At 33.1% G+C, this 16,756-nt stretch carries 15 protein-coding genes; 7 read left to right on the top strand and 8 right to left on the bottom strand.

What is annotated here, in order from left to right; genetic code table 11:
- Positions 1-122 precede the first annotated feature (122 nt).
- Complete coding sequence (locus H2O64_RS18265) at positions 123-2,054, bottom strand: CocE/NonD family hydrolase (RefSeq protein ID WP_187563660.1); 1,932 nt, start codon at positions 2,052-2,054, stop codon at positions 123-125.
- 58 nt (positions 2,055-2,112) lie between these two features.
- On the opposite strand from H2O64_RS18265, the gene H2O64_RS18260 reads away from it, so the two are divergent.
- A complete protein-coding gene (locus H2O64_RS18260) occupies positions 2,113-2,898 on the top strand; it encodes a DJ-1/PfpI family protein (RefSeq protein WP_187563659.1) in 786 nt (261 codons plus the stop codon).
- Positions 2,899-3,126: 228 nt separating this feature from the next.
- Positions 3,127-3,822, top strand: a complete 696-nt coding sequence (locus H2O64_RS18255) for a DUF4328 domain-containing protein (protein WP_187563658.1) — start codon at positions 3,127-3,129, stop codon at positions 3,820-3,822.
- Here the strand turns inward: H2O64_RS18255 and H2O64_RS18250 are convergent.
- Together H2O64_RS18250 and H2O64_RS18245 are read right to left on the bottom strand one after the other, a co-directional pair.
- On the bottom strand, positions 3,812-4,405 hold the full coding sequence (locus tag H2O64_RS18250; protein WP_187563657.1) for a methyltransferase family protein: 594 nt from the start codon (positions 4,403-4,405) through the stop codon (positions 3,812-3,814). The genes H2O64_RS18255 and H2O64_RS18250 overlap by 11 nt on opposite strands.
- Positions 4,406-4,654: 249 nt before the next feature.
- Positions 4,655-5,194: a sigma-70 family RNA polymerase sigma factor gene (locus tag H2O64_RS18245; RefSeq protein WP_187563656.1), complete on the bottom strand. Its 540-nt coding sequence runs from the start codon at positions 5,192-5,194 to the stop codon at positions 4,655-4,657.
- A gap of 483 nt (positions 5,195-5,677) precedes the next feature.
- Here H2O64_RS18245 and H2O64_RS18240 point away from each other — a divergent pair, with 483 nt between their 5' ends.
- From H2O64_RS18240 to H2O64_RS18230, 3 genes are all read left to right on the top strand, one after another.
- The gene (locus H2O64_RS18240) at positions 5,678-7,255 is read left to right on the top strand and encodes a vitamin K epoxide reductase family protein (protein WP_187563655.1); all 1,578 of its coding nucleotides are present in this window, start codon (positions 5,678-5,680) and stop codon (positions 7,253-7,255) included.
- Positions 7,256-7,283: 28 nt separating this feature from the next.
- The gene (locus H2O64_RS18235; RefSeq protein ID WP_187563654.1) at positions 7,284-7,496 is read left to right on the top strand and encodes a hypothetical protein; all 213 of its coding nucleotides are present in this window, start codon (positions 7,284-7,286) and stop codon (positions 7,494-7,496) included.
- Between the two features lie 138 nt (positions 7,497-7,634).
- A complete protein-coding gene (locus H2O64_RS18230; RefSeq protein WP_187563653.1) occupies positions 7,635-9,290 on the top strand; it encodes a TlpA family protein disulfide reductase in 1,656 nt (551 codons plus the stop codon).
- On the opposite strand, the gene H2O64_RS18225 is transcribed toward H2O64_RS18230, so the two are convergent.
- Both H2O64_RS18225 and H2O64_RS18220 read right to left on the bottom strand, forming a co-directional pair.
- Positions 9,280-10,884 carry an alanine/glycine:cation symporter family protein gene (locus H2O64_RS18225; protein ID WP_187563652.1) on the bottom strand — a complete coding sequence of 535 codons (1,605 nt, stop codon included), beginning with the start codon at positions 10,882-10,884 and terminating at the stop codon, positions 9,280-9,282. The genes H2O64_RS18230 and H2O64_RS18225 overlap by 11 nt on opposite strands.
- A 99-nt stretch (positions 10,885-10,983) precedes the next feature.
- On the bottom strand, positions 10,984-12,117 hold the full coding sequence (locus H2O64_RS18220) for a response regulator transcription factor (protein WP_187563651.1): 1,134 nt from the start codon (positions 12,115-12,117) through the stop codon (positions 10,984-10,986).
- Between the two features lie 686 nt (positions 12,118-12,803).
- Between H2O64_RS18220 and H2O64_RS18215 the strand changes: the two genes are divergently transcribed.
- Positions 12,804-13,523, top strand: coding sequence for a hypothetical protein (locus tag H2O64_RS18215; protein ID WP_187563650.1), 720 nt, complete (start codon positions 12,804-12,806; stop codon positions 13,521-13,523).
- Positions 13,524-13,915: 392 nt separating this feature from the next.
- Here H2O64_RS18215 and H2O64_RS18210 read toward each other — a convergent pair whose 3' ends face one another.
- The 3 genes from H2O64_RS18210 to H2O64_RS18200 all read right to left on the bottom strand — a co-directional run bounded on the left by H2O64_RS18210 (position 13,916) and on the right by H2O64_RS18200 (position 15,088).
- A complete protein-coding gene (locus tag H2O64_RS18210; RefSeq protein ID WP_187563649.1) occupies positions 13,916-14,074 on the bottom strand; it encodes a hypothetical protein in 159 nt (52 codons plus the stop codon).
- A 274-nt stretch (positions 14,075-14,348) separates the two neighbouring features.
- On the bottom strand, positions 14,349-14,645 hold the full coding sequence (locus tag H2O64_RS18205) for a hypothetical protein (RefSeq protein WP_187563648.1): 297 nt from the start codon (positions 14,643-14,645) through the stop codon (positions 14,349-14,351).
- Positions 14,646-14,851: 206 nt separating this feature from the next.
- Positions 14,852-15,088 (bottom strand): hypothetical protein, encoded by a 237-nt coding sequence (locus tag H2O64_RS18200; protein ID WP_187563647.1) that lies wholly within the window; start codon positions 15,086-15,088, stop codon positions 14,852-14,854.
- Positions 15,089-15,739: 651 nt separating this feature from the next.
- Between H2O64_RS18200 and H2O64_RS18195 the strand changes: the two genes are divergently transcribed.
- Positions 15,740-16,468, top strand: a complete 729-nt coding sequence (locus tag H2O64_RS18195; protein WP_187563646.1) for a helix-turn-helix domain-containing protein — start codon at positions 15,740-15,742, stop codon at positions 16,466-16,468.
- Positions 16,469-16,756 lie beyond the last annotated feature (288 nt).

The following is a 16,756-nucleotide window of genomic DNA, read 5'->3' as shown; positions in this document are numbered from 1 at the left end:
AGTTTTCAGTTTTCAGTTTTCACTAGCGTCAAGTAAGTAACAGATTGCTTCGTCGAAACTCCTCGCAAAGACGTTTTCTAGTGATCTAACAGTCAAAGAGCGTAGTCTGAGGTTCTCGAAGACTATTTCAACACTGAAAACTCAATACTCGAATCATTGAAAATCGTATGTGTTTGGTTTTTAAAATCTTCTTCTTTGGCTTTGTAAATGTTTGGCACAAAGGTTTGCGGATTCAAATCGATGAGTGGAAACCATGTACTTTGCACTTGGATCTGTAATTTGTGTCCTTTCTTAAACGTATGATAGACATCTTGTAACTGGATATTTACGGCAGTTTTTTCGTTTGGCACAAATGGTTCCGGATTTTCGAAACTATTACGGAAACGCCCACGCATTACTTCACTACGAACCATTAAATGATAATTACTCAATTTTAAATGATCTTGCATGCCACTTTCTTGTTCTGGCGTATCATGTGGATGCACATCAATAACTTTTACAATCCAATCGGCATCAGTTCCAGTAGTAGCAACTTTTAGCTTTGCCATAATATCTCCCGCAAGGGTAAAATCTTCTGTCAAGACTTCTGTTTCAAAAATAACTACATCTGGGCGACGTGCCGCAAAACGTTGATCGTCGGTCATATATTTTCGTGGTGTAAATACCGTTTTAATATCTTCTGAATATGGCACAGGACGTTTTAAATCACTGATAAATACTTCTTTTGAATCACCTTTTTTAGTGTTTGATAATTCTTGATTCGCGTTTAAGAATAGTTCTTCTTTCGCAATATTTGCTGGTGGCCAAGTATCATAACTGCTCCATTCTTTCTTTCCTGAATCAAAAACATACGCTTCTGGCAAACCAGAATTTTTACTTCCATCACCTTTTAGGAAATGATTAAAGAATTTTGTTTCTACATCACGCTGAAAGTTTAACGAAATAGAATCGCCAAAATAATAATTTCCAACAAAATTTTCTACCTTACTTCTCGCCCATCTTCCGTGATCCCAAGGTCCAAAAACAAGTGTGTTATAGTTATTTGGATTATTTTTTTCAATCGCTTTATATGTTTCTAAAGGTCCATATAAATCTTCCGCATCAAAAAAACCACCAACGACCATCGTAGCTACAGATGATTTTATATTTTTTAAATTCTGAATAATTCCTTTGGGTTTCCAAACACTATCATAGTTTGGATGATCGATGATTTCTTTCCAAAAAACATCATCAATCTTATCAGATTTAGACGTTAATACATTATCTAACTTTTCATATTCAAAATAACTATTCAAATTGCTCAGTGGTCCTGCATCTAAAAAGAATTGATATTGATCTTTAGTGCCTAAGTCGGGCAATTTGTACCACGCAGAATCTTTCGGGACATCTTTCATCGTTCCAAATAAAGAAACTGCTCTAAAGTAACTCAATAAAAAAGCGCCATTGTGATGGAAATCATCAAAAAAGAAATCGCCAATACATGCTTGTGGCGAAGATGCTTTCAACGCTGGATGCGCATCAATCGTAGCATACGTAGCGTAAAAACCAGGATACGAAATTCCCCAAATCCCTACATTACCATTATTATTTTCAACATTTTTTATGAGCCAATCTATGGTGTCATACGTATCTGAAGATTCATCAATTTGTGTGTTATCTGTTTTGTTTGGTATGTACGCGCGCATGTTATCATACACACCTTCGCTCATCCAACGACCACGCACATCTTGATATACAACGATGTTTCCTTCTTTCATTAAATGAACGTTTGGAGCAATTTTAGTAGCATATTCATCTTTTCCGTACGGTCTAGAACTATACGGCGTACGCTTCATTAATATTGGGTATTTTTTACTTTTATCTTTGGGAGAATAAATAGTGGTGTGCAACTTGATTCCGTCACGCATTTCTATGGTAACTTCTTGTTTATCATAGTTATCTTGCACATATGTTTTTTCTGCTTCAGCAGCTTCAGCTTTGATCGTTTTTTGATCTTTACAAGCTGTGACTAAAAGTAGTAATAGTAAGGTTAGTCTAAAAAAGGATTTTATCATTGTAGTAGTTAATTTTGAATGCCTAAATTTACAAAATTATAATCGCTATCATATCGCAATGAGAAAAATCGTAATACTTTTAACGTTTGCACTAGTTACTATAGGTTGTCAAGATAATGCTTCGACCAAAAAAAATGACGCTTCAGCTTCGCTCAGCGTAAACGCAGATAAGAAAGATACTCTATCAAATGTCCAAACAAAACAATTCCCTAAGCTTGAACCAAATCGTTATAATGTTGGTTTTTTAATTATGGATGGTGTATTTAATACCGAATTAACTGCGCCGTTTGATATTTTTCAGCATACTATTTTCCGTGAGAATATTAAAGCAATGAATGTGTTTACAGTGGCAAATACAGATGGAGCTGTGACTACGTTTGAAGGCATGCGAATTCTTCCCGATTTTAATTATTTGAAAGATAGTTTACCCAAGATTGATATTTTAGTCGTGCCAAGTGCCGAACACCATTTAGATACAGATTTAGACGATGCAAAAATGATTGCGTTTGTACAAAAAGTAGCCAAAGATGCGGAATTTGTTACGTCGCATTGTGATGGAGCATTCGTATTGGCTAAAGCTGGATTGCTTGATAATGTAGCTTCTACAACGTTTCCGAGCGATATTAAGAAGATGCGCGAAATGTTTCCAAATTTAGATATTAGAGACAATACACTATTTGTTCATGATGGAAAATTTATTACATCTGCTGGCGGTGCAAAATCGTTTGAAGCTGCTTTGTATTTGTGTGAATATTTATATGGAAAAGAAATTGCCAAAAGTCTCGCTGGCGGATTGGTTATTGATTGGACATTGGAAGGCTATCCGCACACAATTATTAAATAGACTCGTTCCCGCGTAGGCAGGAATCTCATGGATCGCTTTGTTCTTATACTTCCTTAGATCTTTAATCTTACTTTGATAAATGAAATTTCAATCAATAATATTGCTTTAAAAACTTTATTTTCATTTTCTTTGCGGCTCTCCCAACAATTCGAATGCGTTCAATATGACATCGCAAAAATCAAAAGATTGATTGTTAAAAAATATATCTGACTTGTATTACTAAAATTTATGGAAGAAGAAATTAAAGATAATTCGCAACGTAGTAAAGACATTACGATGGTTTTTTATACGTTTATTGCTATTGATATCATTGCTATTTTACTCATTATTTATCAAAGTTATGTACTCCAAAGCTATGAGGAAGACCCAACAAATATGTCTACAATTGAATTGTTAGATATTGTTGTTCCTGTAATGCGCATTGTACAATTTGTAATACATATAGTTTCTATTGTGTTTTTTGTCCGTTGGTTTAAGAGAGCGTATGGAAATTTGATCCGAAAGCATCAACCTATGGAATATAGTGAAAATGGTTCTGCATGGGGATTTTTTATTCCTATTGTAAGTTTGTATCGCCCGATTACGACAGCGAAGGAAATTTATTTAAAAACTCAATATGCCATTAGAGAATATAATTCTAATTTAAAAGTAGATACAGATACTTCCTTTATTGTCATTTGGTGGATTTTTATGATTTTTAATAATATGTTCTCTAGTTATTCTAGCAGAAAGTATGACAATGCTTTTGACATTGCTTCGTTTGTTGACGCCAATGCGTATGCTATTATTTCTGATGTTATTGATGTTGTCGGAATTGTTTTAGCATTGTATGTAATTTATAAAATTACCAAGGTAGAAACCTTATTACGCGATACGAATGAATCTGTTTCTAGTATTGACGAAATCGGAACGGTTATAGAGTAAAAAATCGTCCTACGTTATTTTTATAGGTTTGATATTTTTGTTGATGAATCTTTTGTAGATATTCTTCTTCCAATCGGACTTGAATTTGAATTAAGATGTATGCAATGATGAAGAAAAATAACGTTATATAATTCGGTTGCATTAAAAACAAACCTAGTAAACTCAACAACATTCCTAGAAATATTGGATTGCGCGAGAAGCCAAACAATCCCGACGTAATTAAGATTGTTTTTTCATCCAAATCAATCCCAATACGCCAAGAATATTTCATTTGGTATTGTGCAATCACGGTTATTAGTAACGAAATTAAACATGAAATAATTCCGAGATATTTCACGAAAGTGTAGTCAAAAAAAGAATCCAAAGCATTTTTCTGAAACATCATGAATATGATGTAAAAGAATATCGCTAAAATTGTAGCTCCGAAATATTTCCCGATAACACCATACGCAGAATCGTCTTTAGGGATTACCATTGCTGACTTTCCTATTTTTTTAGAAGTCATGATGCTTTTCAAAATGAAAGCAATAAAAAAGTACCCAATAAAGAATATCGGAATGAAATAGTATAAAAATGTGTTCATTTTTTGGTGTTTGATTATATCAAAAATAATTTTGAAAATGATAAGCACTTCTCGATACAAAATTCTTTCAGAATTTCACTCGAAGTGACGAATCAGTAATTAAGAAGCAAAGCGAAACGATCCAAAAGCGAAGCGATCCAAGAGCGAAGCGATCCAAGAGCGAAGCGATCCAAAAGCGAAGCGATCCAAAAGCGAAACGATCCAAGAGATTCCCACCTACGCGGGAACAAGTCCAACAGCAAAGCGCGTCTAATTACAGACTTTACATTGTTTCTTATCTTTAATTTCACCAATTAAGAATCCTTTGTCGTTAAGTTTGTAATCGCAACAATCCATGTAGCCTTGCACAATGAGTTTTCGTCCGCGTTGTATTTGTGATTTTACAGTTGCCAATGGTAATTTTAATTGAGAAGCAATCGCTGCTTGTTTCATGCCTTTGATATCTGACAATAACAATGGATTTCTATATTTCTGTGGCAAGTTTTTGATAATGCCTGGCAAGCAATCTTTTTCAGAATGTGTATAATTTTCATCACTTTCAATAACTGCATCATCCGCTAATGGAACTTCTTTAGTTGATTTTCGGAAATAATCCAATACGGTGTTTCTACTCACGCTTAACAACCAAGATTTCACTTTCTGCGCATCTTCTATTGTCGAATGTTTTGTATGTACTTTGATGAATACTTCTTGTACCAAATCATCAGTAATTTGCGCATCTTTCACCTTACTCATAATCAAGCGCTTTACATCATTTGCGTAGGTTTCCCAAAGTTCCGTAGTGGTCATATTTTTCTTTGTTTAGAAACTAAGATTGTCTTAGAAAGATAGCAATAACTTTTGTGAAATTAATACTTTGATCTTTTAAAGACAATCTATTTTTCTTTATTTACTTAACAATTACAATTTGTACAGGTACAATTTTCGCAAGTACATTGAGTGCATTGTCCATCTTTACAGTTTGTACAATTACAGGTACAGTTTTTATCAGTTTCCATCATTTTATAAATTTAAAGTTCATACAGAAGACGGAGATCGCGTTAAAAAGATGCATTTTGTGGAATAAAATTAAAATTTATTTTCAAAAACTTAGGTATCTATCTGTGAATCAGATACAAAACCTCCTTAAAAGTAACTACAAGTTCCATCCTCATTTCTAATTATTTTTCCCGTTTTACGGTTTTACGTAAGATTTATCTCAATCTACTTATTATTTTAGACTTCAATTAAGTAACGAATTAAATGACTAATTTTAAAATACTGTTCTTGTATTTGAAGAAACTAAATGTTTTTATCAACGAAAAAGAGTTTGCCATTCAATATGAATCGCATCCAGCATATCCTTCTTTGTTGGCTGTAAGTGACACTTTAAGTTTCTTTAATATTACGAATGGTGCTTTACACGTGAATGCAGCTGAGATTACTTCATTACCTCCTATTTTCATGACAAAACTCAAAGGTAACAATGATGATTCGTTAGCTTTTGTAGAAACTCAAACGGCAAATCACTCCTATACTATTTATCAAAATTCAAAAGCAATTACAATTTCTAAAGCTTCCTTATTAGAAAAATGGAAAGGCATTATTTTTTTGGTTGAAAGTAGTGTTGAAAATCAACAAGAGCGTAACAAATTTACATTTCATCAGTATTTAATAATATGTTGTCTCCTTTCCTTAATCTTACTTTTAAAACCACTTTTTTCAAGTTTCCAACAGCTATTATTTTTTAGTTTTCCACTTGTCGGATGTGTGCTTTCAATTTTTGCGCTCAAAAAAGTATTCAACATTCATACTACGATACTCGATGCTTTTTGTGGTACAACAGACAAACAAAATTGCGCTACAGTTGTAGATTCATCTGTCTGGAAACTCTTTGAAAAAGTAAATTTTAGCGATTTAAGCATTACATTTTTTAGCTTTCAAATCGTGATGTTTTCCTTAGCGGGAATCACCAATACGATCAATTTCTTCTTCCAAACACAATCAATATTGCTCATTGCAGCGATTCCGATAGTGTTACTTTCTATATATTATCAAAAATTCATCATAAAAAAATGGTGCCCAATTTGCATTTCAATCATTGGAATTTTTGTCCTTGAATTTGTGTATGTAGCAACCTATATAGGATTTCAATTTTCAATGGAAGCAACGCTGTTTCAATACAATTTACAATTATTCATATTCCTTTCGTTACTTATAAGTTGGCACTATTTAAAAGGGAAATTAATTACAATTAATCATTTACAAAGTGAATTAATTCAAGCCAATCGATTCAAACGGAATTATCATATTTTCAAAAACACCCTTTTTTCAAACCCTAAGTTTGCATTACCTCAAACCTACTTACTATTTGGAAATTCAGCTGCAAAAATCACCATTGACTTTATGACAAGTCCGTATTGCGGATTTTGCAAAGCGCCTTATAAAATGTTGAGGAATTTCTTAAAAAAACACGAAAAACAGATTGCAGTCCGATTCATTTATAATGTGAATTTGGAAAAACGCGGAGATCCTTCCAAGCTATTACTTAGAAACCTAGTACATATTCATGAGAAATTTGGAGATGAAGCTTTTTTCAATGCCTTAGATGATTTTCACGAAACAAGCAATCATGAAAAATGGTTAAAAAAACACCAACATATAACTGATTCAGAAAACATTGACGAAATGCTTCAATCGCAACGTTTGTGGTGCATTGAGCATAAATTCACCTTTACGCCATGCATATTTGTCAATGGTTACGCATATCCTAAAATGTATGAGCTATCAGATTTGAAATACTTTATCGAAGAATTAATCGACGATAAAACAACAAAATTAGCGGAAGCCGAAAAGCTATCAACAGAGTAGGCAATTATTAAATCAACTTTTTATTATTATGAAAATTTTAAACCTAAAAAACACTAAAAACTTAAGCAGAGCAGAAATGAGAGAAATCGTTGCAGGATTTGGAGAAGCATCACTGAGTGATGAAGATGCAACGGTATTGTGTAACGATGAAACTTCACACACAATAAGTAGCTGTGATGAAATGGACGCAGCATGTGAAGGTCGTGGCGGTGCCAAAATCTGCTCTGGTGGCGGAAATTAATGTCCAAAATACTAAGAGCGTCATTTGCAAAATAACGCTCTTAGTATTAAATATTTATTAAAATTCATCCCTATTACGGCTTCCCGTAATTTTAATTGAAATCATTTACCTACATTTAATAGCATATTTTTATTCGAAATGAAAAAAACGCAAAACAAGTTGTCTGTCATAGTCATATTTGCCTTCTTGGCTATTGTTTACTTGACAAGTTCAACAGCTACCATAGACCAATTAAAGACTTCAATTTCAATTAGTAATCAAGATATTGAGTCGGAATCATTTCTTGAGCCACCAACTTATAACGCTTTAGTTACTCATAGAATCAAAGAAACAGAAAACAATAACATAGTAGTTATTGGGAAATCAGATGATCCAGGAGTTTTTAAACGACCAAATTTTATAAATGATGCGTACCTTTTCGGAAAACCACATCAAGATATTGAGAAAAGCATACAAGATGATTACGCCCAAATTATTTTAAAAAATATAGACGAACCTTTATTAATGGAGTTCTCTCCAAGTGGTGATAAGAAACGTTATTCTACAAATATTTTTATCAGTCCAAATGATACGATTCAATTTGAGGTTAAGGATGAAAAAATAGTATTTATAGGAAAAAATGCCGCACAAAATAATTTATTTACAGAACTAGACGCACAAACTCCACGTTATTCAAAATCTCCTTATGCAGGGGATCTTTTTTTATATAAAGAAGAAATTAAATCTATATATGAACAGAAGAAGAAATTTGTTGCAAATTACAAAGCTATACATGCGCTTTCCAAAGAGTTTCTAGATGTGCTTAATGAACATTTAGAATTTGAATACTACAACAACCTCATCAATCCACGAAATGTAAAAGCAACAACACTAGACATTTACTTTAATGAAGCTGACTGTTTGAAAAACCTTGCGCAAAAAGAATATTCAACCAAAGAAGTGATTTTTGATTTGACTTCATATTTAGACAATATGAAAATTGAAAAGTTTAAAGATTCAAAAGCATTGCGTCATAGTCACTTTTTTAAAAATAACATTAATGCTTTCATACGTAATTACTTCGAAACTTCTGATTACCCAGCCTATTCCAAAGAAAAATTAATCGCTGAAAAAACATATATTGATAAGAATCTAGAAGGAGATTTAAAAGAGTATGCCATCGGCAGAATGATTAGAGATTATTACAGTAAAGGATTTACATATAGCGATGAAAACCGAAAATACATGCTCAATCTTATTGATGAATATAGTAAAACAATTGCTGATAAGAAATCATACAGAAAGAAAATGCAAGAAATTAAAAATGACATTCTCACCTACGATTTCAAACTCTCTGAAAGCGCTTTAAATTCAAAAATGATCAATCATGTAGGTGATACGATTACCTTACGCGACATTTTTAATCGATCCAACAAACGAATTAAAGTAGTTGATTTTTGGGCGAGTTGGTGTCCACCATGTATCAACCAAATTCAGGAAAGCAAACCATTTAAAGATCGTTTGTCGGTGGAAAATAATGTAGAATGGATTTATCTTTCTATTGATTCTGATCGTGAAAAATGGTTAAAAAAAGGTGAACAATTAAATGAGTTTTTACATTTTAGAAATTCATATTTATTACTAAAAGGAAAAAAATCATCTTTAGCCAAAGTACTTGAAGTTCATCAAATTCCTAGATATGTAGTTTTTGACAAGCATCATAAGATTATCGTGAATAGCGCGCCAAGCCCATCCGATGAGGAATTTTTTGAGCGTATTATTGACAATGCGCAATCCGCAACTCCTATTCAGTAGACGTTTCTTTCTTTTGAATCGCTTTTTTATAACGCTTTAATTCTTCTTTCACTTTTGGCGCTAATAGATACAATCCGATCATATTTGGAACTAACATTGAAAAAACCATTGCGTCTGCGAAATCTACAACGGCTTGTAAACTTGCCGCCGCGCCAATGATAACAAACATGCAAAAGATGGTTTTATAGGTATATTCCGCTTTTTTACTTCGTCCAAATAAGTACGACCACGCTTGATGTCCATAATACGACCACGAAATCATAGAAGAGAACGCAAATAGAATCACAGCAACGGTTAATAGGTATGGAAACCACGAAATACCGCTTTCTAGTGCATTGGAAGTTAGGATAGCTCCTTGCTCAAAGGAAACTTCATTTCCCGCAGTAATTTGCCCTGTAATGATCAAAACGAGTGCTGTCATGGTACAAACGACAACCGTATCAATAAATGGCTCTAGTAAAGCAACTAAACCTTCACTTGCCGCATATTTTGTTTTTACAGCCGCATGCGCAATAGACGATGAACCAATTCCAGCTTCGTTGGAAAATGCCGCACGTTTGAATCCTTGAATTAATACGCCAATGAATCCGCCAGCAACACCTTCATAACTAAAAGCACCATTAAATATTTCACCAAACGCCGCAGGAATGCTTTGGTAATTGATTCCGAGAATAACCAAAATAGCAAGGACATACACCGCAACCATGATTGGAACAACTTTATCTGTGACTTTTGCTATTTTTTTAATGCCGCCAATAATCACGATGCCGACGAAAATTGCCATGATCAATCCGAACAACCAACCTTTTCCGAAGAATATACTTTCTTCGCCGCCAGTTACGTATTGAAATAACTGAAATGCCTGATTTACCTGAAACATATTTCCGCCACCAAACGATCCACCAATACACATAATTGCGAATACTACGGCTAAAATTTTCCCAAAACGTTGCAAACCTTTTTCACGCAATCCTTTGCTTAAATAATACATGGGTCCGCCATATACAACGCCATTTTCGTCTACTTCGCGATATTTTACACCAAGTGTACATTCTACAAATTTGGACGCCATTCCTAAGAATCCGACGAGAATCATCCAAAAGGTAGCGCCAGGTCCGCCAATAGACAACGCAATCGCAACACCTGCAATATTTCCGAGTCCGACAGTTGCCGATAAAGCTGCTGTGAGTGCTTGAAAGTGTGATACTTCACCATGATTTCCTTCAATACGAATGGTATCAGGATTGTCGTTATTTTCGGTGGTATGAACTGAATCAGAAACCTCAACGATGTGATCGTCTTCTAAATCGTCATAATTTCCTCTAACTACTTTAATCGCGGTGAAAAATCCGCGAATGTTGATGAGTTTAAAGTACGTTGTAAAATACGTTGCACCAATAATCAGTACGATTAAAACCCATGGAATTCCGACTTCATCTGTGATTGGTATTTCTGCAAAAATGGCATCGGTAAACCAACTTGTAGCGTTTCGGAAATTTTCATTGATCCGTGCATCTAACGATGGTAATTCGTCTTGCGCATTCGCTAAAAAAGGAAGTAAGAAACTTAGGTAACATAATCGTACTGATTTCATCTGTTCGTTTGTTTGATTGGCACGAAGATGAAAAGTATCCTAAAGTTATAAAAGGTTACGCATTGCTGTTTCTAGTGTTGACAATGGTTAAGTATGTACTTAATCACACTCAATTGTAGCATATTGAAGTAAGTCATTTTCTGTGGCATACGCAATGAGTTGTTCTTTTCCAGCAGAACCGCTAATGTTGAGTATTTTTTTGATTTGATAGATGTGCGCCTGAAAACCATCAACGCTTATGTGCATGGCTTCGGCGATTTCTGTGTATGATTTTTTTGCACCGCACAATCCTAAGTTTGCCAATACTTCTTTTTGTCGATCAGATAAAATAATTTTTGATGCTTCTTGCAGCTTGGCAACTTTCTTTTTCTTTTGATTTAATTTTTTGGTGATGGATTGAATGGTGTCAATATGACTTTCATTCGCGGTTTTCAATTTTTCATTTTCCAAACGCAATGCATTCCGTTCCGCTTCAAGCAATACAAATTCAGATTGTTGTTGTTCTTTCTCTGAGAGGAATTTCCAACTGTATAAAAGAATAGAAAAGAGTAAGATGAAGATGAATTTAAACGATAATGCCGTAATGATTCCTAGTAAACTCCAATTGGATAAGCTTATATATTCTTGTACCATTTCATACGGAATGATTCTGTGTGAAACCGCAATTACGATCAAAATAAATAATGAAAAACAAGGCAAATACATGAATTTCATATTTCTATTGGAAAATGCTTTGTTCAATTCATATAATAAAGCCAGTGCGACCACAAGTGAAATAGGAATGTCTATCAACCAAATAAACGTGTTGCTAATTTCTTGATTGTTGTACGAAGTTGCAATGAAAACAAAAGCGATCATGCTGAAGATTCCGCCAAATAGCATCATGAATTCTTTTACAGAAAAACGTTCGACAATGCGAACAATCATATTGCGTTCTTTTTGATGCTCTATAGAAGGTAATGACAAAAGAATGAACAACGAATTGATGAGCGAAATGAAAACGCTCCAATAAATTAACCATTTTGAACTTGCAGAGAATTCAAAGTATTTGGTAGAAATTAAGGTAACAAATGCGCCAATTCCCCAAGCGAAAATTGCCAAGCCAAACCATTTAATTCCAGTGATGGTTTGTAAGTCTTGTCGTTTTTGTTCTTTGTCATAAATACGTTGAATGACGAATGCTGTAAGCAAACAAACGATTGCCGTTACGGTAGCTTCAATGTGCGCGTACATGTTTTTATTATTGATTGATGTTTTAAAGGTACTTAAAATTAAAGTTTATCAATATACTTTACAAAACTTTAGATGAATTGATAATACTGTTTGATTCACAACATCTCAACTGCGTTCGATGTGACACAACATAAACAAAAGAACAAACTAGCAGTTCTCTCTCAATTCCCCAAAACTATCTGTACTTTGTTTATAATATTCAATTGCCTTTTCAGGATTGTTTTGTTTCGTTCATATTAATAACAGTTTGTTTATTATTTCCTTTAGTTTATCTATTGAAGTCAACTGATAATAGATTGACTATTTTTTTCTTAAGCTTTCTAAAATACATTTACATCATTATTAATCTTAAAATTTATTATTATGTCAAGATGGAAAAGACCTTGGATAGGGAATCATAAAAGTAAGAAAACAGGTGTCTGTAGGCAAACTATATTCTGGATTAGGACTTGGAAAAGAGAATGTAACGATACTTAGTATTCCTATAATAAAGGCCCTATATACATATAGATTGTATATGGGGTTTTTACTGTAAGCATTATTTCGACCTAACCATTTTCTTAATGTTTTTCCATATACTTTAGAAAAAGAACAAACTACCAAAAATAAACAATCACTTTTTTTTTAATTTAACATGAATCACAACTCGCAGAAGCTTTTTGAATTTTGTATTGTATTTTTGTGTCATGTCTGAAGAAAATCTTCCCGTAAGCACGAATCTTGAAGCAATTGATTTTCAATTGCAATTGGAAAAGTTGCAGAAAGAATATGATGCAATGGAACAAGAAGTGCAAACGTTTAAAGCACTACTCTACTCACATTTGGCAGACGAAATTGTGGAAGTTCAAGAGTTGACTGTGATTTATAAGGAATTGAAACTTTCCAAAAAACAACAACGTTTGTCACAAAAACAACGCGGAAAGAGATATATCGCGCCAAAAGGCTTGAAAGTAGTTGCTGTACAAAGCGAGAAAACAATCAATAGTGACGATGCCCAAGAGAAAAAACGATTGTATAAAGAAGCCATGTTTCACGTGCATCCAGATACGTTTTCGATGGAACCTGAACAAACCGAATTGGCAACCGAAGTCACCACAAAGTTGATTCAAATTTATAAAGAAGGTGATTTGAAAGCGCTACAAGCCTATCATGCGCATATTTTTAGTGATGCATCTTTAACAGCACTTACAGAAAACGCTACTGTGGCAATTCACGCAAGTACAACTTCACATATAACAATTGAGATTGACGCACTTAGAGAACAATTGCACCAATTAAAAAATTCATCCTTATATAAAGTACTTAGCGAATATGAAAATCCGTATACGTTTGTTGATGAATTGAAAGTGTATTATAAAGATCGACTTGCCAAACTTCGAAAACGTACCCGAAAAGCATTTAAATAATCAGGTTATAAAACTTCATTTCTATATTATTAAAAACGTTAAATAGGGGTTTACCGTAACGAACTGTTTGCGCTTTTTTTTAACTTTTTAACTTATTAACCATAAATTATGTATCATGTTAAAATCAATTTTAAATCTTGAAGGAGCCAAATCGTTAAACAAATCTGAGCAATCTTCAGTTAAAGGTAGTTTTGGAAGGTGTAGCATCTTTTTATGTACTCCAGAGAGTGAAGGATGTCCTTGTTATGACAATCCTAATTCTCCAACTGGTCTTGGTTGTTGTATGGATGGTATGTGTACCGACTAATACTCTGTTTACATACAAATACGAAGTTTACTCATAAAAAAAGGCGCATTTAGCGCCTTTTTAAAGTAATTTTCTTTTGTAGCCTCTAACGGAATGGAATTTCTCCATCACATTCGCATACGGTATCTATACACAAACAACTTGTGTGTGAAGTGTTTCTTCCGCCTTTTAATTTTTCTATTGCACTAAATTTAGAAATTGTCTTCTTGTTAATTGCTAAACTTTTGATTGCTCTTTTTTTCATGATATTTTAGTTTTGGTTTATATCTTTATGAAGATACAAAAATTAAAAAAAGGAACATCTTTCGACATTCCTTTCGTTTTACTACAAACTTATCGCAGTCACTGTGAACTGGTAAATAAGCATCTGTCCAGTTAGATCCTATTTCAAAAATTTACGGAACAACAGTTGGTTGCTGTTATATCGTCAGAAATAGTTTGTGATTCTTGTGATGAAATTGATGTCTTCTTAAAACTTAATTTCTTTGAAAAAAATTTATTTTTAAAATATAATTTACTCAAATACAAGCCGTTACATTAGTATCACAATCATTTCCATTTGTTGGACATTGACCTAAATAACTTTGTCCACAACCTTCCGTGTAGATTTCAAAGCATGCTAAACATGCACTAATACCAGTTGGCGTTAAACATCCTGGATCTCTGGAAACACATTCTTGTTGCGTTTGGCATCTTGTATTATCGGTGTAGAAACATCCATCCGTGTGTCCTCCTCCTTTAATCGAAGAATAATGATCTAGTTTTGACACTGTTTTTTTGCTTAGCGATAAGCTTTTTAATTTTTGCTTTTTCATAATAATTTGTTTTAAATTAATGTTGAAACGAAAGTAAAAAATCAAGTTTTTGAAATATCATTTTTTTACTCATAATAGATACGATTGTACACATTCACACGAAGTTTTATGTCAATATATTCAGAATATGACACACTATAAAAAGAAAAAAAGCACCGTTTTCACGATACTTTTTTAACTATTATTTTTTATCACCATAAACGAGTCTAGCCGCAAAATATAGGTGTTGTTGTACAGTACATGGGCGCCAATGAGAAACAAAGTCGAGGTTCTACTGTTGCGCACCCATTTACAAACGATGGGGCACAACCTTCTGTAAATTCTTCCATACATAAAATTTCATCACTGACGGTATCTTCTCCTCCAACTATTTGATTTACTTCATTAAATCTGGAGATTGTTTTTTTACACAATGATAAACTTTTTAATCTTTTCTTTTTCATGATATACTTTTTTAAGATTTATAATATCATAAAAGTAGCAGATGCCTTTTTCTGTTTTGTTAATATTTACCTAAAGTGAGTGCGAATACACACATTTACAACTAAGTAGTTTGTAAGATTCATGAATCTATTGTTCCACGATTAACTATTTTATATTTCAAAAATTTCTACAGCTTGTTAAAGTCTGTTATTTTTTTGCAAAATATAGGTGCGAATGTACACATTGATACTTTATAAAGTAAATTCTGTTTATCTTTAACTACAAAAAAATTGATGACATTTTCTTTCTTAGACCTTGTGTTATTCGCTGGATTTATTCAAGGAATATTCCTTATTTTCTCTTTACAATTTACTTCCAGAAAAAACAGAGAAGCGAATAAACTACTTATTTTTATTATTGGGCTTGCCACATTTATTTTTGCTGGAAAAATGGCGACATTTCAAATCAAAGGCTTATGAGTTTGGCGTTTTTCTTTACTGTCAGACTGTTCAATTTATATGTATGGACCGCTTTTGTATACTTACTTTAGGACCTTAGTTTTTAAAGAACGAGCAAGCGATTCATTAACATTTAAACCTTTTATTCCTTCTTTGTTATTATTTTTATTTTTCTGTTGGACGCTCACATTGACCACTGAAGAGTACTTTGCCATGAGTTATACAATAGGAATGGGTATTGTGTATCTTGCTATGGAACTTTTTGGCGTAACTTCACTAATTGTGTATGCAATTTTATCCTATAGAATTGTGAAAAAAATTAAAAATTCGACGCATAAAGAATTTATACATGCACAAAAACTAGTACGGTATATAAAGTTCATCGTACTCGGATTGTCTGCCATCATCATATTTTGGTCAATTGGAATTTTTAGGACGTATGCACTGCATAGTTACGATTCATTTATCATCTATAAACTCGTTTGGATTAGCATGGCAATTTTCCTTTTTATCGTTGGTTATTTTAGTTTTACACAACCAGAAATTGTCCGACTAACTGTCGAAAAAACAACAACAAAAGATCGATTACGTCAAGAAGAAATTAAAATCATCACCCAAAAATTACAAGAATTGATTAATAAAGAGCAAATTTTCACGCGTTCAGATTTAAGCTTAAAGATACTTGCAAAAAAACTAGATACTTCTGCAAATAATTTGTCGTGGTTATTGAATTCTGTCTATGGAAAAACCTTTTATGAATATGTTAATGAACATCGTGTGAAAGCTTTTTTAGCAAAGGTTGAAGAAGGCGAACATAAAAAACAGACGCTTTTAGCCATTGCGATGGATGCAGGATTCAATTCAAAATCTACGTTTAATAAATCGTTTAAAACCATTATGAATGAAACGCCTTCTCGATATATTGAGAAGATGGATTCGTAAGGTTGTTATTTTCAATATAATTACTAAAAGCTATTGAAATAAAAATAATATTCTGAGTTAAACTTCAAATTACTAGCTCCTTATTTTCGTTTTCTTTGCTCGCACAAAGAAAAGAAACAAAAGAAAGTGCGCTTTTTAGTTCATGTCATTTATATTTTAAACTAAAGTATTCATGAATCTTCGATTTCCAGAGGTGTTTTTAGCTTTCTCTTCGGAAAGCCAAAACCGTATTCATTTTCCTAAATTTTCTCCAAGGCTTCAAAAATTCTTAACGGAAAATGAATACTA

The organism is Kordia aestuariivivens, assembly GCF_014397005.1.
GTDB lineage: Bacteria > Bacteroidota > Bacteroidia > Flavobacteriales > Flavobacteriaceae > Kordia > Kordia aestuariivivens.
This window is presented reverse-complemented; position numbering and strand designations above follow the sequence as displayed.